The sequence below is a fragment of the Fluoribacter gormanii genome (assembly GCF_900156395.1).
In the GTDB taxonomy this organism is placed as follows: domain Bacteria; phylum Pseudomonadota; class Gammaproteobacteria; order Legionellales; family Legionellaceae; genus Legionella; species Legionella gormanii.
The window spans coordinates 93,153-112,965 of record NZ_FTNL01000012.1; the positions used below are offsets into that span (position 1 = coordinate 93,153).

Genomic DNA, 19,813 nt, shown 5'->3' on the forward strand with positions numbered 1-19,813 from the left:
GATTGTGATACTTATTTCGCTCCTCATATTGAGATGGGATTTTTTCAGTACTAATCTGTCGTTATCGAAGCGACTTGAGATAAGGATATTTTTTTGAATCGTATACAGCGAATAATTCTAATTGTTCTGCTTTTAAAAAATTTTAGCCTCGCTTATGCTTGGTCTTGGGTTTTGAATAATCCATATCCTCAAGAGCAATCAAAAGAAAATATTTATTATTCATCATTTTCCGAACAGCCTAAAACTCTGGATCCGGCGCTATCTTATTCAACAAATGAGTCTATTTTTCTTGCTCAAATATATGAACCTTTGCTGCAATATGATTATTTAAAAAGACCATATCAATTAATTCCATTAATAGCGACACAAATGCCACAGTTAAGGTACCTTGATGCGCAAGGTAATCCGCTGCCTGAAAACAGTCTGCAAACTCCTGCTTTTAGTGTTTATACAGTAAATATTAAAAAAGGAATTTATTACCAGCCTCATCCGGCGTTTGCAAAGGACAATAAAGGTGAATACCTTTATCATCATGTAACTCCGGAATATCTAGATGATGAAGGTATTAATCAATTATCAGATTTTAAGCATACGGGTACACGAGAATTGATTGTTGATGATTATATTTACCAAATAAAACGCTTAGCGAATCCTCAATTAAGTTCCCCGATTTATGGTTTAATGAATGACTATATTGTAGGTTTTGCGGAATATGGGCAGGCACTACCTAAAAATAATGAATACATTGATCTGCGTAAATATCCTTTAAAAGGCCTTAATAAAATAGATGATTATTCGTTTGAGATCACCTTAAAGGGAGAATACGCGCAATTTCTATTTTGGCTGGCTATGAATTTTTTTTCACCAGTTCCATGGGAAGCTGATTTTTTTTATTCTCAACCGGGCATGTTGGACAATAACATTACTTTGAGTTGGTTCCCGGTTGGTACGGGACCTTTTATGTTAGTCAAAAACAATCCCAACCGAAGTATGATATTACAAAAAAATCCAAATTTTCGTGAAGAGTATTATCCAAGTATAGGTTCTGATGAAGATAGGAAATTAGGATATTTGGATAATGCAGGCAAACGGATACCTTTTATTGAAAAAGCAGTTTTTACTCTTGAAAAAGAATCTATTCCTCGATGGAATAAATTCTTGCAAGGTTACTATGATAATTCGGTAGTTGGTGCAGACAGTTTTGATCAGGCTATCCATACGAATCGATATGGAAACGCAGAACTTACACCCGAGATGCAAAAAAAACAGATGTATCTCACCGAAGAATTACAACCTACCACATACTATATGGGCTTTAATATGCTCGATAAAGTAGTGGGTGGATCCAGTGAGCGCGCCCGCAAATTAAGAAGGGCAATTTCAATTGCGGTAAACTATGATGAAAATATTGCAATTTTTCATAATGGCCGCGGTATTGCCGCTCAAGGACCGATTCCCCCCGGAATTTTTGGTTATAAGGAGGGTAAAGATGGAATTAATCCTTATGTTTATGAATGGAAGAATGGGGAGGTGGAACGACGTCCCATCAGCGACGCCAAAAAACTTATGGTAGAAGCTGGCTATCCCGATGGGGTTGATCCAGCAACTGGAAATCATTTAATTCTACATTATGATGTTACTACATCAGGTGCCCCTCAGGACAAATCATTATTTGATTGGATGCGTAAACAATTTGCCCAAATAGGCATTGATTTGAATGTACGAGCAACCTTATATAATCGTTTTCAGGAAAAAATGCGCACTGGAGATACACAAATCTTTAGTTGGGGGTGGGTGGCAGATTATCCGGATCCTGAAAACTTCCTGTTTCAATTGTATGGTGCCAATGGTAAGGTGAAGTTTAGTGGTGAAAATGCTGCAAACTATCAAAATCCTGAATTTGATCGCCTCTTTAACTTAATGAAAAATAGGAAAAATGATGAACAAAGGCAGCAGATTATTGATGAGATGCTCCAAATTGTTCGAAGTGATGCGCCATGGATTTGGGGGATACATCCCGAAGAGCTTGTTTTATCCCAGAACTGGGTTTCACGCGTTAAACCTAACACTATGTCTTCTGCAAACTTAAAATATATTGCCATCAATGTGCCAGAACGCAATAAATTGAGGTTACTCTGGAACCAACCTGTTTTTTGGCCATTAGGTATATTGTTGGTGCTTATTCTAATTCTAGTTCTTCCTTTGGTTGTTGCGTATTACAAGAAAGAAAGAAAATCAGCAGAAAGGAAGCTCATATCATGATCAAATATTTATTCCGTCGAGTTACTTATTCGCTCCCTATTCTTTTTGGAATTAATCTCATCACCTTTATTTTATTTTTTATGGTGAATACCCCTGATGATATTGCGCGAATGCACTTAGGGCAGAAACATGTCGAGCAGCAAGTGATCGAAGATTGGAAAACAGCGCATGGTTATGATTTACCCTTGTTTTATAATGAACAAAAAACTGGAATCCAAAAAATACAAACGACATTGTTTTTTCAAAAATCAATGAAACTCTTTACTTTTGACTTTGGTGTTTCCGATTCTGGACGAGATATCAGTGAAGATATTACCTACAGAATGTGGCCCAGTCTTTCAATTGCATTCCCAGTTTTATTACTGGATATTGTTGCTAATATTATTGTGGCTATGGCCATGGCTTTTTTTAGAGGGACTTACCTCGATTTAACTGGTGTCGTGCTGTGTATTATTTTAATGTCGATATCCAGTTTATTTTATATTATTGGTGGCCAATATCTTTTTGGTAAATTATTGCGTCTCGTACCCATTTCAGGGTACGACGGTGGGTTTGAAGCATTGAAGTTTGTTATTTTGCCAATTACCGTAGCGGTACTTAGCGGCTTGGGAGCTGGAGGTCGTTGGTATCGTACGTTGTTTTTGGAGGAAATGCACAAAGACTATGTTAAAACGGCTAGAGCCAAGGGGCTATCTGAGCAAAAAGTGATGTTTAAACATGTATTGAAAAATGCAATGCTTCCAATATTAACTGGCATCGTAGTGCTCATTCCTTCGTTATTTATGGGCAGTTTGATCCTGGAGTCTTTCTTTGGGGTTCCTGGATTGGGTAGTTATACAATTGATGCGATTCAACAACAAGATTTTGCTATAGTCAGGGCTATGGTGTTCTTGGGCTCAATTCTTTACATAGTTGGCTTGGTGTTAACTGATATCTCTTACATGGTGGTCGATCCCCGAGTGAGGTTATCTTAAAAAATTCCCTGGTTTGGATGCGGCGGTACTTGGGTCGAGAAATTTAATTCAAATCTATAAATCCCGAGCTCCGCTGCACTGCGTCTAGGCTACATGATTGATGAGATTAGTTGAGAAGAAAAAATGACTTTTGAGTTTCTATGGACTGATAAATGCTTTCTCACCTTATTGGCCTTAAGCATATTGGTTATATTATCAAGCTTGCGTAAGCAGCATATAAGACGTTCCTTTTCCATAATTTTGCATAAGCCCTTGGCTGTTAGTGCGGGTATCATCTTATTATTTTTCATTATTATTGGGGTTTTGGATTCAATTCATGTTGCCTCTGTACGTAATGAATCAGAAACCGCAACTACTGTGTTGGACAGGATTTTGGCCCCTATCGATCAGATTTCCGAAAAAACCTATTCGGCTCCATTAGCTTTAACGCAGTTTATCAGTGAAACCACCTTAGTGAATGGTGTTGTTAAGCAAACTTATCCATTATTGATATATCCTGGGCAATGGGTAAAAACCGAAGCAGAAAGAAATAAGGTTATAAAGGGTTCAATTAGAACTGCATTGAAATTTAGTATATTAGCAGCATTTTTTATAGGAATGGCTCTGCTCTTTATCCGGTCGCTCAGGCGATTAGAACCTCTTTTTGCTTTAAGTGCTTCAAGCTTAAGTACCATAATTACCATTGGTGTCCTTACATTTTTTATTGTGCTTGGCTATGAGCTGTCAAGAGTATTTCATGTATTTGGCACAGGACAAATTGGGCAAGATATTTTTTACTTTACAATTAAGAGTATCCGTACTGGCTTGGTCATTGGTCTGTTAACCACTTTATTTATGTTGCCTTTGGCTTTATTTTTGGGGGTTGCTGCTGGGTATTTTGGTGGTTTTACAGATGATTTGATTCAGTATGCTTACACTACTTTAAGTTCGATACCTGGTGTTTTATTAATTACCGCCTCAGTTTTGTCTTTGCAAGTGTATATTGCCAATCACCCCGAGCAGTTTACGACTTTGGCTCAGAGTGCAGATGCACGTTTATTAGCTCTTTGTTTCATTCTTGGAGTAACCAGTTGGACTAGTTTATGCCGACTTTTACGTGCTGAAACTTTGAAGTTGCGTGAAGTGGATTACGTACAAGCGGCGCGTGCTTTAGGATCTAATTGGTTTACCATTATTCGCAAACATTTATTACCGAATGTGATGCATATTGTGGTAATTACCCTGGTTTTGGATTTTAGTTTTCTAGTCATGGCGGAGGCATTACTTTCTTATGTAGGGGTAGGCGTTTCTCCGATGACCATTAGTTGGGGAAACATGATTAACAGTGCACGTTTTGAGCTGGCACGAAATCCCGTAATTTGGTGGCCTATGCTGGCTGCGTTTGTGTTTATGTTTTTGTTAGTTTTAGCAATTAATTTATTCGCAGATGCGGTCAGGGATGCTTTTGACCCACATCAATCACATATTTGATATAAAAGTAGCCTGGGTATCCAATGTTATTGGGCTTTTTTTATCGTGATGATGCAGGTATGCAAAACTCTTGATTTAGGTTAAAGTTCATCAATTAAGCTTAATGAGTTACTTTCCTTATGCAACAACGTTTTGTCCATTTACGTGTTCACACTGAATTTTCATTGGTTGATGGTTTAGTTCGGGTTAAGCCATTAATGAAGGCTTTACCATCTCGAGGAATGTGTGCCGTTGCGATAACTGATCACTGCAATTTGTTTGCGGCAGTGAAGCATTATAAAAGTGCTGTTGATGCGGGAATTAAACCTATTATTGGAAGTGATTTACCTTGTCATGACCCTGATCAGCCAGATCGAGTTTCTTCTATAGTTCTTTTATGCCTTAATTCGGAAGGGTATAAAAATTTAACCTGCCTTGTATCCAAAGCGTACCAGGAAGGCCAGTATCAAGGACAGCCTAGAGTACAAAATCAGTGGATTAAAGAATATTCAGCGGGGCTTATTGCTTTATCAGGTGGACGATTTGGTGATATTGGACAGGCTTTATTAGCCAATGATGATGCTTTGGCCAAAAGCCGGGCATTATATTGGCAATCACTTTTTCCCAATCGTTTCTATTTGGAAATTCAACGTACAGGACGTCCCGATGAATCCCGTTATAATGAAAAATTAATTTCATTAGCCGATGAGTTGAAATTACCGTTAGTCGCAACCAATGATGTACGTTTCCTTGATCAAGAAGATTTTGAGGCCCATGAGGCTCGTGTTTGCATTCATGAAGGCTACTCATTAGCAGATCCCAGAAGAACGCAAAAATATAGTGCACAACAGTACTTACGCTCAGCTGATGAAATGGTTGCTTTATTTACTGATTTACCCTCAGCAATAGAAAATACCGTTGAAATCAGTAAACGTTGCACAGTAAAACTGGACTTGGGTAATAATTATCTGCCTAATTTCCCTATACCGGAAGGATCTACTGTTGAGGAGTATTTATCTCATCTATCTCAAGTGGGTTTGGAAGAGCGTTTACTGCAAATATTTAAAAACAAATCGCCTGAAGAACTGCAGGCATCTCGAGAAGAATACGATAAACGCTTGCAAATCGAGTTGAACGTTATTAATAACATGGGTTTTGCTGGCTACTTCCTCATCGTGGCTGATTTTATTCAATGGGCCAAAAAAAATGGTGTACCTGTTGGACCTGGACGAGGATCTGGAGCCGGATCTCTGGTTGCCTATGCACTAAAAATTACCGATTTGGATCCCTTGGAGTATGAATTACTTTTCGAGCGTTTTTTGAATCCAGAACGGGTATCCATGCCTGACTTTGATATCGATTTTTGCATGGAAGGGCGTGATCGAGTCATTGATTATGTAGCGGAGAAATACGGCAGACAAAGTGTTTCACAAATTATCACCTTTGGTACCATGGCTGCAAAAGCGGTGGTACGTGATGTGGGACGTGTCTTAGGGCATCCTTATGGATTTGTTGATAAATTAGCCAAATTAATTCCTTTTGAAATTGGTATTACATTAAGCAAGGCTTTGGAGCAGGAAGAAGAACTAAAACGTCGTTATAACGAAGAAGAAGAAGTCAAAGAGCTGATTGATTTAGCTCTAAAGCTCGAAGGAATTACCCGTAATGCAGGAAAACATGCTGGAGGCGTAGTTATTGCACCATCACAGCTTACAGATTTTACTGCTATTTATTGTGAAGAAGGTTCCAACCAAATTGTTAGCCAATTCGATAAAGATGACGTTGAGGCAGCAGGTTTGGTCAAATTTGACTTTTTAGGGCTACGCACTCTGACGATTATCGATTGGGCATTAGCCACAATAAATAAGAAAAAGGCTGCGGAAGGGTTACCACCAGTTGATATCAGTCAAATTCCCACAGATGATGCAGCAACTTTTGATTTATTAAAAGCGTGTAAAACAACAGCGGTGTTTCAGCTGGAATCCCGCGGTATGAAGGAGTTAATTGGTCGTTTACAACCAGATTGCTTTGAAGACATTATCGCTTTGGTGGCTTTATTCAGACCAGGACCTTTACAATCTGGAATGGTGGATGATTTTATTGATCGTAAGCATGGGCGTGCGGCAGTTGATTATCCTCATCCTGATTTAGAACCAATTTTAAAACCAACTTATGGCGTTATCTTGTACCAAGAGCAGGTGATGCAAATTGCTCAGGTATTGGCAAACTATACTTTAGGGGCCGCTGATTTATTACGTCGCGCCATGGGAAAGAAAAAGCCAGAAGAAATGGCAAAACAACGAGAAATTTTTACTGAAGGAGCGACTGCCAGAGGGGTTGATGAAAAAGTTGCAACCCATATTTTTGATTTAATGGAAAAATTTGCCGGTTATGGTTTCAATAAATCACATTCTGCAGCTTATGCCTTGGTCGCTTATCAAACTGCTTGGTTAAAGGCACATTATCCAGCGGCATTTATGGCAGCGGTAATGTCTTCAGATATGGATAATACAGATAAAGTCGTCACCTTTATTGATGAGTGTGCTCATATGAAATTGAAGGTGTTACCCCCTTCGATCAATCATTCCATGTATCCTTTTACCACCGTCGATGATACCACCATCATTTATGGTCTTGGTGCGATAAAAGGAGTGGGAGAATCAGCTATTGATTGCATTACCGAAGAGCGGAATGCCAGAGGAATATATACTGACTTATTTAGTTTTTGCCAACGCCTCGATCTGCGTAAAGTAAATCGCCGAGTATTGGAAGCAACCATTAAAAGTGGTGCTTTTGATGATTGGAATGTGGAACGCGCCATATTGACCGCTTCTTTGGAAAAAGCGTTAAAAGTGGCAGAAAAAGAGCATCAAAATCAATCCAGTGGTCAATTTGATTTGTTTTCATTATTGGAAGACGAGAGCAATGAGCATAAATATGTACAATGTAAACCATGGTCTGAGGCTCAACGCCTGGAAGGGGAGCGGGAAGTATTAGGTTTTTATCTAACCGGACATCCAGCAGATCAATATCGTCGTGAGTTTGGTGATTTTATCGTTTCAATCAGTCAACTCAATCCTTCTATGCATAAAAAAGCCATCATATGTGCGCAAATAGTAGGGATTCGCAAGATTGTGACCAAGCGTGGTAAAAAGTTGGTAATTCTGGGTATGGATGATTCTACGGCGCGACTTGATGTTGTTGTATTTGGGGAGCTTTTTGAGTCTTCTGCAGCGAACTTGGCGACTGGAGATATGCTCGTGATCGAAGGCGAAGTCGCGCATGATGATTATAATGGCGGCGTGAAAATGACTGCAAATTCTCTCTACGATGTGCCTACAGCTCGTACTAAATTTGCTCGGTGTCTGGAGTTGCGTTTGCATGCTGAAAGCCAAGGGATTTTAGCCTCCATTAAGTCCCTGTTAAGCGCTCATGTTGGTCGTTGCTCGGTGCAGTTTTCATACAGCAATGATTGTGCAAAAGCGCAGTTGAGTCTGGCACCGCAATGGCAAGTAATGCCCAGTGATGAATTACTTGAACTTTTGAGCAATCTCTTGGGTGATGAGCAAGTGGTGATGAAGTATTAGTATTTCACAGCAAGGAGCCTGGGGGGGAGAGAGCAACCCCGGGTTTTGTTTTGCCGTACCCGGGATTTTCAATTTTTAGTCCGCTAACAATTTATCCATTTTTGCAGCACAAATAAAATCATTATGACTTAAGCCATTAAGTGCATGGGTCATGAAACTTACGTGACAATAATTATAACCTACCTCTAAATCAGGATGATGATTTTCAATATTTGCTATCCATGCCAGAGCATTGACAAAGGCCATTGTTTCATAAAAATTGTTAAAAGATAAACTACGCTTAATGATTCGGTTATCTGCACTGACTTCCCAATTTTTATTTAATTGAGGCATTAAATTTTTAATTTGTTCTGCATTTAATGCAGCCCCTATGCCTTCACATGCTTCGCAATGTTTACTGCTTAAGTCACTAGTCATTTCATTTCCTTACTTTCAGGGGGCGATTCTACTATCTTGGCCAAAATGGTGCTCTAAAATCCCACCATTTTGGCTCAATCTAGCGAATTGTCAATAGACTCTGATAATTACCCAGTGTATCTAGAAAACGGCTGTTCTGTTCCTTGGTTCCTACTGTTACTCGTAAGTAATTGTTCATCTTATATGGATGCAGCGGTCGCACTATGATACCTCTATCGAGTAGATAGTTGTACAGCGACATGCCGTCTTCCTTGCAGTCGATAGTAAGGAAGTTGCACGCGGAGGGTAGGTAATTGATATCCAATTGATTTAACCCTTCTTTCATTTGCAGCATTCCTTCAGCATTAGTCCGTAAACTTAATTGAATAAACTGATCATCATCCAAAGCCGCATGGGCGGTAGTGAGGGCCACCTGATTAACGGTAAATGGTAGTTGTATACGGCGCATGAGTTCAATTATTGAGGGATGGGCCATTGCATAACCTAATCGTACGCCAGCTAATCCATATATTTTTGAAAAAGTGCGTGTGATTACTAAATTAGGATGATGAGCGAGCCAATCAATACTGTTTTCATTTAATTGGGACGCAGCGTATTCATAATAAGCTTCATCAATGACTAATAAGGTGCTTTCAGGAATATTTTCTAACAGGCGTTTTATTTCCCTCTGACTAACAAGTATGCCAGTAGGATTATTCGGATTCGCTAAAAAAATAATAGCCGTTTTTGGGGTGCATGCCTGAATTAATTTATCTACGTTGACATGCCAATTTGCATCAACCTCAATAGTATGGACCGGGATATTTAAAGTATTTGCTTGAATCGCATAGGTGCTAAATGCATATTCGTGGGTGATGATGTGTTTGTCATTATGTAATGCAAAACAGTTAAGCAGAATCGTGTATATATAATCTGAACCATTACTTACAAAAAGCTGATCCGTATTGATTTCAAGTTTATGCGCCAGTTTAGGAATCAAGGGATGATTGAGGGGAGATGGATAAGTTGCCAGAGTATGGGAGGACATTTCTTTTAAAGCGGCCAAAGCTAAAGGACTACAGCCTAAAGGATTTTCATTGCTGGCCAGTTTGATAATATTCTGGTCATTAATCCCTTTTTCTCGAGCTAATTCTTCTATGGATTTTCCTGGTTTATAGGGGACTAAAGATTGTATGCCTGGATGAGGTAATTGTTGAAAGTGAACCGTCATAATTTTCCCTAACTAATAATTTATATCATATTATCCAAGCTTTAGCGTTCTGTCACGAGCCTATCAGGTTAAAAATCATTTAATTGATTACCGGATGATGAACATCCGGTATGAGATTATTGTTTCGAAAAATTTATTTGGGATGCCAAGTCATTAAAAGCACGATTGGGGATTAAATCTCCTTCTGTTAGATATTGGCGATCAATGGGGCATGAACGGTGGTTGCGTACCCAAAATCGAATACCTTTAGCTCCATTTTTTTGATCATCATTAAATGTATGTCCATGAGGATCAATAACTGTAGGGGTTCCATTTACTCCCAGAGGTTCAAATGTGATTGGATCTAGAAGTTCATTATTTGAGCCAGAGTCTTTTTCTTTCTTGGCAGAAGATGCTTCTCCTTTTAATGGGCCAAAAATAAGTTTTGCCCATGAAGTGCGCCTATAATGTTCCACTTGTTCAAGAAATTCATCTGAATGAACTGCTTTATCCGGTACGCAACAGTCCGACCGATGTCCTGGAGCACCAACAGGAGCTTCCTCTGATTTTGCATAAACAAGTGCAACACTCTTAAATATCGCATTTCTGCCTAGTTCAATTAAGTCGGTACATCTATTTAGTAAATAGGCTGGCATATAGAGTAGTGCCCCAATAGCCCAGCCCGCAAGACCACCTAGTTCAGAACCGATGTAAGCAATAGGACCAGATAAGGGTAAAAAAGGTAAGAAAAATTCAAGCGCTTTTGCGGCGATATAAGGGATGGTAGTTAACACCATACCTATAGTAGCTACGCCAAGATTCCAGGCTTTTTGAGAGTAACTGCTTGGAGCTTCATAAACATTGAGGTTTTCGAAAAAAGTTGTTTTGCCAATAAAAACAGCGAACTCATCAAGTGAATCATAAAGCTTCGTTTTTAGCAAAAGAAATCCTCGAAGTAGTAAATCAGGAAAAAATAATGCAGTACCGATAATGGCTCCGATAGGAGCACCAATCACAAAGCCTAATAGTTCACCTATCCAACCAAAAAAACCACGCATGACACCATGCATACGCGTGCCATCAGCATATTCGATATAGGCGCTATTTGTATCCCAATAAGAGGTATAATCCGGGATCCAGAACATAGCAAACATAAAGTCAAGCATTATTCCGGGAATGCTTGTAATTTCTCTTAAAATTCGACGGGTTAATAGTTGACCTACAGTTGCACCTTTAGCGAAATAAGCATACATCGTTTGACCCCTTTGATTTGCTAATTATTTTGTTTGTATCTCTTCCAGGCTTGTATCCAGCGACATTTTAAGCACATTAAAGATTAATAACAATCTAATGGGACATATATAAATCATTTTGGTTCGCATAGAGGCTTTTATAGTCTGTATGTAGTGATCGAGATCTTGAATTTTTATTTCCATGGCGCTAACCTGTGCCTGCAAACCAACCACAGGATAATGGAATATGAATTGTCAAAAGGGATTTTCCCTAACTGAAGTACTGGTATCTTTAGTACTGGTCACCACTTTGACTCTGGCATTATTACAGCAACAATCGCAGAGCAAACAATTATTGAATCAATTGGTTTTTCGAACACAAGGATCTCAATTTCTGGATCAAATTGAGGAAACGTTGGTAGCCAGAGTTTCAAGACTTCCTCCAATTCCTTCTTCGTATCATTTGGAAATACAGCAAAATAATCACCAGGTACTGATTCATCTTGCATGGCTTCAACAACTAGGCACCATAACTCGTGAACGTAATCCCATAGGTCGTATTAGATGAAGAAACAGATGGGGCTCAGCTTGACCGAGGTATTAATAAGTCTTTTTCTGGGAAGCGTGATTATGACTGAATTAATCCAGCTTTTTATAGAAAGTAAGCATCAATATCTTGAGACAGAAAAAGTTTTAGCAATGCGTTTTGATTTGCAATGGGTGACTGATTTACTGAGTGATAGTATTAGACGAGCAGGTTTTACGCCATGTTTGGGGATAGATCGCCTGCAAATTATTGATCAACGAAATCATCACAACAAGATTCGTGGATTGCATGTTGGCAATCATCCGGATCAATTCATTCAAGTCAATCGCATGAACGAATATTTTGCAAAAATAGTCAAAATTCAAAGTTCAACAAGAATATTGGTACAGAATTCGGTGACATTTCATAAAAAGCGTCCAATACTTATTGCAGATTGTGAGCATGCTGAAATACAAGAAATATTCGATATGGAACAACAAGGTGAGCATTTACTTATTATTCTTAAAAAGCCTCTTTATTTTTCCTATGATACATCACTCTATGTTGGTGAGTATCTTGAAGAAAAATGGTTTATTAAGAACAATGCCAATCATGAAGATACGTTACATTATCAGTTGGTTCATACAGAAGAAATAACTCCGTTAATTCATTTCATGCATACCCGAAATCGAGTCGTCAGAGAGAGGCAGTTTCTCGAAATTAGTATGGGTTTGGATGAGAATAAAACTCATGAGCTTAGGGTTTGGGTGCGTGGATGAGTAGAACAAATAAAGGATTTATTTTATTGGTAACCTTACTTATTATTGGCGTGATTAGTTTACTTATATTGACCTCAATGCAGCATACTTTGCTCTATTATAAGGCAATTAATAAACAAGAAATGTTACATCAGAATTTTTATCAATTAGAGGATGTAACTTTGCAATTACTGCATCAACATCAAACATTCAATCACGATTGTTTGGTCCGTTCGGACTCTGCAAATCAGGCGATCCATCATTTGCTTCATCAAAAAGGATGTTCTTTGATAAGTGGGTTAACCAAGTACAAGTATTACATTGAGGATTTAGGAGAGTTTCCTTGTTTGGTAGTTCGGTATAAAGGGCGGAAGTCTGCAACACATCATCAACGAGTTACTGTGGTACCTATGGAAGATGGGGTTCCTGCATCGCTATTACAAGTACGATTTATCAGTGCAGGAAGGGTGCTCCCTTGTTTTGCAAAGGAGCGCACAGTTTCTTTAGGAGTGAGTAGTTGGCGGTATTTCCCTTCTATTTATTAAAATTTTTTATATTGAATATTTATGGAATTTATTGTTTGTGACTTTCATAAATATTATTTAAAATCAATTTCTTATTAAAAGAATTTTTTGCTTGCCAAAAGTTTTCAATAAGAACTTTATGGTTGAATTCTGCTATACTTTGTTGCAAAATATTCCACAACGTGTAAAAATTGTCCGCTATGAAAACGAAAACTATATCTATTACACTTTTTTTTACCTTCATTGCCTTAAGTAGTTTGGCATGGTGGTTTTGGCCGGCAAAACAGCCTTCAAAGATGTTCAGACAAGCTGATTTTGAGCGTTTGCCTGGTTGGAAATCAGCAGATTTAAACAAATCTTTACTGACTTTTCAGACGTCATGTCGTGCTTTTATTAAGCAAAACCCAGAGGAAGTTGTCGGAACAGATCATATTGACTTACAAGTAAAGGATTGGCAACCGGCTTGTAAAGCTGCTTTAGAAATTTCTCCTTCATCAGAGCAGGAAACAAAGCAATTTTTTGAAAAATGGTTTACTCCGGTAGAGTTCACTGATACTGGCGAAAAACCTGGTTTATTTACCGGATATTATGTTCCTATAATTAAAGGAAGTTATAAAAAATCCAAAGAATTCCATGTTCCTCTCTATGAAACACCAGATGATCTTGTGACTTCTGATTTGGGGCTATTTTTTAACGATTTAAAAAGTCGCCGTATTGTAGGTCGTTTAGAGGGTAAAAAGCTGGTCCCTTATTATACTCGTGAAGAAATTAATAATGGAGCACTTAAAGGTAAAGCACGCGTATTGGTATGGATTAATAGTCCTATAGATCGTTTGTTTTTGGAAATTCAAGGCTCGGGGGTGATTGAACTTGAAGATGGCAGCAATCTTTACATCGGTTATGATTCTCAAAATGGAAAACCTTATACTGCGATTGCCGGAGTATTGATCAAAAAAGGGGTAATGACTAAAGATAATGCATCCATGCAGGCAATAAAGCGTTATTTGGAAGCTCATCCCAAGCAGATGGATAAAATAATTAATCAAAATAAATCCTTTGTTTTTTTCCATAAGATGTCTTATGGGGTCGCTTTAGGTTCGCAAGGTGTGGCATTAACCCCTGGTTATTCGCTTGCTATTGATAAACAATGGGTACCTATGGGCGCTCCTCTTTGGTTAACTACGACACGCCCTGATAGCAACAACCCGAATGAGAATAAGCCCATGCAACGCTTGATGATCGCTCAAGATACTGGTGGAGCAATTCGCGGTAAAGTACGCGGGGATGTTTTTTGGGGTGGTGGTGAAAAAGCAACTTTAATCGCCGGACATATGAAGAATCATGGCCATTACTGGATTCTTCTGCCCAAGCAAGCGATATTTCGCTTAGAGAAAAATAAGTTGATTTCTGGGTAATTCTTCTCAACCTTAGCCCCTTTCTCGGTGATGGGAGAGGGGAGCACCTAAGTATTTCCCTTCTCCCCTATGAGGAGAAGGTGTCCGTAAGGCTCTTAACTATTATCGTTATTTTTTATCTGCTGTAGATTGTTCCAAAGTCCCTTTCACCGGTGGTATAACACTATTTAACGCTTCGGTATTGCCATTCAATGGTTGAACGGCATCGTCTCTTAAAGCATCAGCCAGGCTTATGAATTTGTATCCATTTTTTCTGTATAATTCAATAATATCTTCTAAACATAAACTGTTAAGAAGGTTTGCGTGGATTAATAAGATTTGTTTTACGGGTTGGCCATCAACTTTTTTCACTCTTCGCTCTGCGAGTAAGGTTTGTTTCCAGATGTAAGCCAGGTAGCGTTTTTTAAATTCTGGAAGACTTTGAGCCCTTTTTCTATAAGGGATTTTGTAGAAACGAGCATTAAACTCATAATCTTTACTGTCGATTGTTACGGGGGCGATAGTATATTGATGTGCAGCCAAGTAGTCATACACTTTCTGTTTTTTTTGCCCAGTCCCTTCAGCGAGGTAGGGGTAGCGAAAATATTTAGGTTCTGTCATTACAGGCGCTAAAACCGTATCAGCGTGATCGATATCAGCAATGTATTTATCTGCGCTCATACTATTCAAGCTTTTGTGAGTATAAGTATGATTTCCTAGAGCAAAACCTTGATTTCGGAATGTTTCCAGAAGATCCCATTCACTTTTCGGGATGGCACCTCCAATGGCAAATCCAGTAGCTGGGACTTGATTGTCAACAAGAGCTTTGACTATAGCCATAAATCGGGCTTGGGTTCTTTTTAAGCTTGCTGGTGTAGCAGCACCAGAGCCAACAAAGGGTAAATCATCAATTGTAATTGCAATTTCTTTTTCTTCTGCAAAACATGGAGAATTCAGTATGCAAAACAAAAGGGTTACAGCGCTCCATCGAAGTAACATGATATCCCCTAATTTATTTTTATTATTTTAAAATAACTATAGTAGACAATTTTTAAAAAGGTATATTTTTTTGATAATTTCTTATTTATCAAGAGAATTATTAGTGATAGAATGAAAAGTTTTTTGATGAGCGCAAGAGAACTGCTTACGAAAATCCCTTATCTCGCCTGAGTTAATTATTATTCTAATTTTTGTTTTGTTTTCCGCAATCCTTCAAATATAGATTCGGAAATGTTACTAGGAAATTGAGATGGTAATTTCTTTGAGACCTCTTGGATAACAGAGTCCGTTCGCTCCAACATCTCATTGAGAATGAGTTCAGCTCGTTCCGGAGAATAATTTGCATCTTTTGCAGTGTCTATAAAATGTCGACGTTGTAGGGTATGCCAATGGTAATGATTATTTTTTCCTTTTAAAGCCATAGCCATTTTAATTTTCTGGATTTGTAATTGGTTTTTCTTTATTAGTGGATACGCGGACATGATGTCGTATAATGGTGTTAATCTATATTTTCCTTCGGGTTCAATAAAAAGGCTGAAATTTTTAGCATGCCCATCAATTCCAGCAATAAGCCAGAAGAAAACCTGGGCGCGATAAAACATATCACGGTCAGCAATTGAATTCGCTGAACCGAGCAATAATTTCATAATCTCTCTAATGCCAGGACCTCCATCCGATTGATATTTGATATTGTAAGAAACCCCTAATGCTTGACATGTATCTTCTTGAGGTAATCGCATGAACCAGCTTTTATCACGAGACAATCGGCGATCAAAACGTTCTACTGATAAAACCTTTATATCTTCAAATTGAAGAATTTCACAATCGGCCGCGGGCAGTCCATAGCTTTTTGCAAGTAGAGAACACAACCATTCATTTTCACAACTATCTCGTAAATCCATTTGTTGGTGTGCAATCATGCCAATAGGTAATTTAAAAATGTGTGTGGTTGGTGTCTCTTGAAGTGGTTCACACCATTGATTCTGATGATATAGAAATGCAGTTTTTTCCTGTGCTCCAGCAATAGAAATCCGGAAATCCTCGTCTTCTTGACTCATGCCTAATGGATTTATTTGATAATTTCGTAAAATAGAGGCAATTTTTTGCTCTGTTACTGGTTTAAATTTAATCGTTTTTTCAAATTTAGTTAATGGCCCCGTCATGAGTTGAATGGCTCCCACACAATCTCTGCCAATACCCGCGAGTAAATCAAAGGGCTGGCTTGTTGCTATTTGAAAGCGGGCTTGGATTCGTGCGCGAATTTGTTGATTATCTGGAAGCAAATTATCAAAAAAATTATATACCACATCACCAGTATAGGTTTGCTCAATAAGTGGTAAAGATAATGAAATGGGGCGAGCTCCTGCTTGATTTAACCAGTCTTGATGATAAGTAAATTTCAATCCACCCTGAGATGTTTTCTCAAGCATTCCCACCAAAATGCCATTCATTAAGACATAAAGAATTTTATTTTTCCTTACCATTCATCGTTCCATTGATTGATTGTTGTATCTGATTTACTTTTTGTTGATGTTTTTAAATCCAAATCCAGCGCGGATAATATCCTAAATAAAGTACTTAACCTCATATTTTCTGGATTATTTTCGCTTGCAGAAATGGTTTTTTGCTTTAAACCCACTAAATCGGCTACTTCAGCTTGGCTCAATTTGAGTTTTTTTCGTTGATTTTTTATCAACAAGGCCAGCTCCACAGGTGAGTGAATCAGCATAAACGCTCCTGAATAAATTAATACCTTATTGGGTATATTTTTAATTGTATACCCTAAAATGGATAATTTCAATTTTATCCTTTTGAGGGTATAAATTTGAGTCGATACCTTATCGGGGATAAATTAAATGAGTAGGTACGTTCTGAAACGAATAACTTCTTTAAGTAAGCTATACTAATACAATTCATTTGACTCAGAATGTTTTTATTTTCCTGATATAAGCGGGAATTAAGGTAGGGATATGAAAAGAAGGCCTATTTTGATTCGCAATACTTTATTAATCAATACAGAAAACTCCCATTACCCACAAAAAATGGATCTTTTAATCGTTAATGACACGATAGAAGATATTGCTCCACAACTTGATAATGCGGATGCTGAAATTATAGATGCTCAAGATATGGTGGCTATGCCTGGTCTAATCAATACGCATATTCATGTATGGCAAGCGGGATTGCATGGTGTTGCGGGAAATTGGAGTTTAGCTAATTATTTTGAAAAAATGCTTGATGATCTTGGTCGCGAATTTTCTCCTGAAGATATGTACCTGGCAAATAGGTGTGGAGCATTAGAGCAGATTGATGCAGGTGTAACGTGTGTACTCGACTGGTGTAATAGTATTAATAGTATTGAACATGCCAGACACGCAATAAGGGGATTGGAAGATTCTGGGATTCGTGCTGTTTTTGCCTATGGTACTCCCGGGGTTAATTCATCAATGTGGTGGTTTGATAGTTCCGAAAAACACCCATATGATGCAATTGAGTTTTTTAAGGAACATGCATTCCAAATTAATAATCGAATACAAATGGCACTCGCTTTGCGAGGTCCTGATTTTACACAAGATGAGGTATTTGTTAACGATATTAAATTAGCTCGAGAATTAAATGTATTAGCTTCGATGCACGTAGGTGTAAGTTCCTCAAAATTCGGGGTAAAAAAAATATATGAAACTGGATTGCTTAATGACTATATTAATTTTGTACATGGAAATAATTTAACTCAAGAAGAATATCAATTAATCGCAGATCATGGTGCATCACTGAGCATCACACCCGAGGTTGAAATGCAAATGGGGCATGGTTTTCCAGCAACTGGAAAATTATTATGCGCTGGTGGTGAACCTGTTTTAGGTACAGATATCCCCTCAAACATGAGTGGAGATTTATTTACTCAGCTACGTTTTGCTATTCAAACACAGCGTGCACTTGATAATCAAAAGGAGCTTGATTTAGGTAGGTCAGTCAAAAACATTAATCTAACATGCGATAAAGCTTTGGATTGGATTACAATCAATGGTGCAAAAGCGCTTCATTTGGATAAATTAATAGGTACGTTGGCTCCAGGCAAGAAGGCTGATCTGATACTTATTAATCTTAAAGATATAAATCTTTGGCCAGTGCATCGCCTTTATGAGTCCATTATTTTTTATTCGAACAGACATAATGTAGATACAGTTATTATTGATGGAAAGATTATGAAGCACCAGGGAAAATTGGTGTGTTCTGATCTCGATAAATTAAGGGTACGATTACTTGAATCAAGTGAACGTATCGTCAAGAACGCAAAGCTATTATAATGCTTAAGGTTGAAGGTAGTATGCGTGAGGAAAGCCATGATAAAGAGCAGTCTTCCCCAACGAATTGTCTGCCGGAATTAAAATTTCTCCTGGAAGAACATGAGTCGCAAAGATTCTTATATCAAAATAATTAGGTGGCCCCTAGAAAAACTTGAGGGTCAAGGATTTATCTCGAGCCTAAAATCCTCAGAATCTGAATCCTCTTCTTCATCATAACTCCAATTCTCCCAGGGATCCCCTATAGAAAATGCTACAGCTAATTTTTCATATTGCTCTTGAACTAAAGAATGCGCATAATCAAAGTATTTACAATTTAATGTTCTATCAGATTTATCCCATGTCATTGCGACTACATTATCATGGAATTCTGAGAGGGAGTTATGTAGATTCACTGCTAACTCATAGTCTTCAATATCAAATTCATGATTATTGAATAAAATATGATATAGCATAAATTTTGTTTTTAATTGCAGTATATTTATCTTTAACTGAAAAATATCTTTGAGTAAACCTTGACTATCTTTTATATAAGAACCAGTAAAATTAGACAGAAGATTAGTAATTTTCTTTTGTATTTCTTCTTTTTCTTTTAATAAATCAGCATTGCTTTTTTTATCACTAAGTATTTCATTGTAAGTTGATTCGATATGTGACAAATCTTTCTTAAATTCTTTACTAATCGTCTGATAGATACCTATCATTTTTTTATTAGATGAATTGATAAAAAAGCGTTTTGCATAAACCATAAATACACCAAAAGAACTAGATTCAAAAAAGAACTTATTATACAATTAAATTATTAAGTGAGCATTAAGTAATCAGATTTGTGGCCTGTTCGCATTGCCTCAAATTACCTGTTGCCGAAGCCGAAGCCAGATAAGCATATAAATTGCATCGTTGCCTCAATATCACTGTTGCCGAAGGAGGGAGAATGGCATGGGAGAATTGAGGATGGATTTATATTTAAAAACACAACGTTGGCGTTATCGCTGTGGTAATCGTGCTGTAAAAAAACGTATGTTGGATGAGTTTTGCGAAACCCATGGTTATCATCGTAAAGCTGCAGCTAGGTTATTAAGGCAGTTACCCATCGCTGATAAAAAACCTAAAAAACCAGGCAAAAAGAAAATTTATGACCCTAGTATATTATTGGAGCCGCTTAAAAAGATTTGGCTTGCTACGGATCAGATGTGT

At 37.9% G+C, this 19,813-nt stretch carries 16 protein-coding genes and 1 pseudogene; 10 read left to right on the top strand and 7 right to left on the bottom strand.

All coding sequences use genetic code 11. From position 1 onward, the window contains the following. The first annotated feature begins 93 nt into the window (after nt 1-93). The 4 genes from BW930_RS09180 (at nt 94) to dnaE (ending at nt 8,272) form a co-directional block, all read left to right on the top strand. A complete protein-coding gene (locus BW930_RS09180; RefSeq protein ID WP_058468274.1) occupies nt 94-2,262 on the top strand; it encodes an ABC transporter substrate-binding protein in 2,169 nt (722 codons plus the stop codon). Continuing rightward, nucleotides 2,259-3,236 carry an ABC transporter permease gene (locus BW930_RS09185; RefSeq protein ID WP_058468273.1) on the top strand — a complete coding sequence of 326 codons (978 nt, stop codon included), beginning with the start codon at nt 2,259-2,261 and terminating at the stop codon, nt 3,234-3,236. Before BW930_RS09180 ends, BW930_RS09185 begins: the two co-directional genes overlap by 4 nt. Nucleotides 3,237-3,359: 123 nt before the next feature. Further along, nucleotides 3,360-4,706: an ABC transporter permease gene (locus BW930_RS09190; protein ID WP_058468272.1), complete on the top strand. Its 1,347-nt coding sequence runs from the start codon at nt 3,360-3,362 to the stop codon at nt 4,704-4,706. A 119-nt stretch (nt 4,707-4,825) separates the two neighbouring features. Continuing rightward, complete coding sequence (gene dnaE, locus BW930_RS09195; protein WP_058468271.1) at nt 4,826-8,272, top strand: DNA polymerase III subunit alpha; 3,447 nt, start codon at nt 4,826-4,828, stop codon at nt 8,270-8,272. A gap of 75 nt (nt 8,273-8,347) precedes the next feature. On the opposite strand, the gene BW930_RS09200 is transcribed toward dnaE, so the two are convergent. The 3 genes from BW930_RS09200 to BW930_RS09210 all read right to left on the bottom strand — a co-directional run bounded on the left by BW930_RS09200 (nt 8,348) and on the right by BW930_RS09210 (nt 11,131). After that, a complete protein-coding gene (locus BW930_RS09200) occupies nt 8,348-8,689 on the bottom strand; it encodes a 4a-hydroxytetrahydrobiopterin dehydratase (RefSeq protein WP_058468270.1) in 342 nt (113 codons plus the stop codon). Between the two features lie 79 nt (nt 8,690-8,768). Next, on the bottom strand, nt 8,769-9,899 hold the full coding sequence (gene hisC / locus BW930_RS09205) for a histidinol-phosphate transaminase (RefSeq protein WP_058468269.1): 1,131 nt from the start codon (nt 9,897-9,899) through the stop codon (nt 8,769-8,771). Nucleotides 9,900-10,015: 116 nt separating this feature from the next. Further along, complete coding sequence (locus tag BW930_RS09210; protein ID WP_058468268.1) at nt 10,016-11,131, bottom strand: RING finger protein; 1,116 nt, start codon at nt 11,129-11,131, stop codon at nt 10,016-10,018. 226 nt (nt 11,132-11,357) lie between these two features. Between BW930_RS09210 and BW930_RS09215 the strand changes: the two genes are divergently transcribed. The 4 genes from BW930_RS09215 (at nt 11,358) to mltA (ending at nt 14,333) form a co-directional block, all read left to right on the top strand. Then, nucleotides 11,358-11,678, top strand: a complete 321-nt coding sequence (locus BW930_RS09215; protein ID WP_058468267.1) for a prepilin-type N-terminal cleavage/methylation domain-containing protein — start codon at nt 11,358-11,360, stop codon at nt 11,676-11,678. 62 nt (nt 11,679-11,740) lie between these two features. Continuing rightward, nucleotides 11,741-12,415, top strand: a complete 675-nt coding sequence (locus tag BW930_RS09220; protein WP_238587872.1) for a PilW family protein — start codon at nt 11,741-11,743, stop codon at nt 12,413-12,415. Further along, on the top strand, nt 12,412-12,939 hold the full coding sequence (locus BW930_RS09225; RefSeq protein WP_058468265.1) for a hypothetical protein: 528 nt from the start codon (nt 12,412-12,414) through the stop codon (nt 12,937-12,939). The genes BW930_RS09220 and BW930_RS09225 overlap by 4 nt, the downstream gene beginning before the upstream one ends. A 179-nt stretch (nt 12,940-13,118) precedes the next feature. Next, a complete protein-coding gene (mltA, locus tag BW930_RS09230) occupies nt 13,119-14,333 on the top strand; it encodes a murein transglycosylase A (RefSeq protein WP_058468263.1) in 1,215 nt (404 codons plus the stop codon). Nucleotides 14,334-14,441: 108 nt separating this feature from the next. Here the strand turns inward: mltA and BW930_RS09235 are convergent, their stop codons facing one another. The 3 genes from BW930_RS09235 to BW930_RS09245 all read right to left on the bottom strand — a co-directional run bounded on the left by BW930_RS09235 (nt 14,442) and on the right by BW930_RS09245 (nt 17,112). Beyond that, on the bottom strand, nt 14,442-15,311 hold the full coding sequence (locus BW930_RS09235; protein WP_058468262.1) for a polysaccharide deacetylase family protein: 870 nt from the start codon (nt 15,309-15,311) through the stop codon (nt 14,442-14,444). Between the two features lie 179 nt (nt 15,312-15,490). Beyond that, the gene (locus BW930_RS09240) at nt 15,491-16,795 is read right to left on the bottom strand and encodes a type II toxin-antitoxin system HipA family toxin (RefSeq protein ID WP_058468261.1); all 1,305 of its coding nucleotides are present in this window, start codon (nt 16,793-16,795) and stop codon (nt 15,491-15,493) included. Continuing rightward, nucleotides 16,789-17,112 carry a helix-turn-helix domain-containing protein gene (locus BW930_RS09245; RefSeq protein WP_238587871.1) on the bottom strand — a complete coding sequence of 108 codons (324 nt, stop codon included), beginning with the start codon at nt 17,110-17,112 and terminating at the stop codon, nt 16,789-16,791. The genes BW930_RS09240 and BW930_RS09245 overlap by 7 nt, the downstream gene beginning before the upstream one ends. A 169-nt stretch (nt 17,113-17,281) precedes the next feature. Between BW930_RS09245 and BW930_RS09250 the strand changes: the two genes are divergently transcribed. Beyond that, complete coding sequence (locus tag BW930_RS09250; protein WP_058468259.1) at nt 17,282-18,619, top strand: amidohydrolase family protein; 1,338 nt, start codon at nt 17,282-17,284, stop codon at nt 18,617-18,619. A gap of 158 nt (nt 18,620-18,777) precedes the next feature. On the opposite strand, the gene BW930_RS09255 is transcribed toward BW930_RS09250, so the two are convergent. Beyond that, the gene (locus tag BW930_RS09255) at nt 18,778-19,365 is read right to left on the bottom strand and encodes a hypothetical protein (protein ID WP_058468258.1); all 588 of its coding nucleotides are present in this window, start codon (nt 19,363-19,365) and stop codon (nt 18,778-18,780) included. A gap of 190 nt (nt 19,366-19,555) precedes the next feature. On the opposite strand from BW930_RS09255, the pseudogene BW930_RS09260 reads away from it, so the two are divergent. Further along, nucleotides 19,556-19,813 (top strand): annotated as a pseudogene (locus BW930_RS09260) (integrase); the annotation flags it as partial.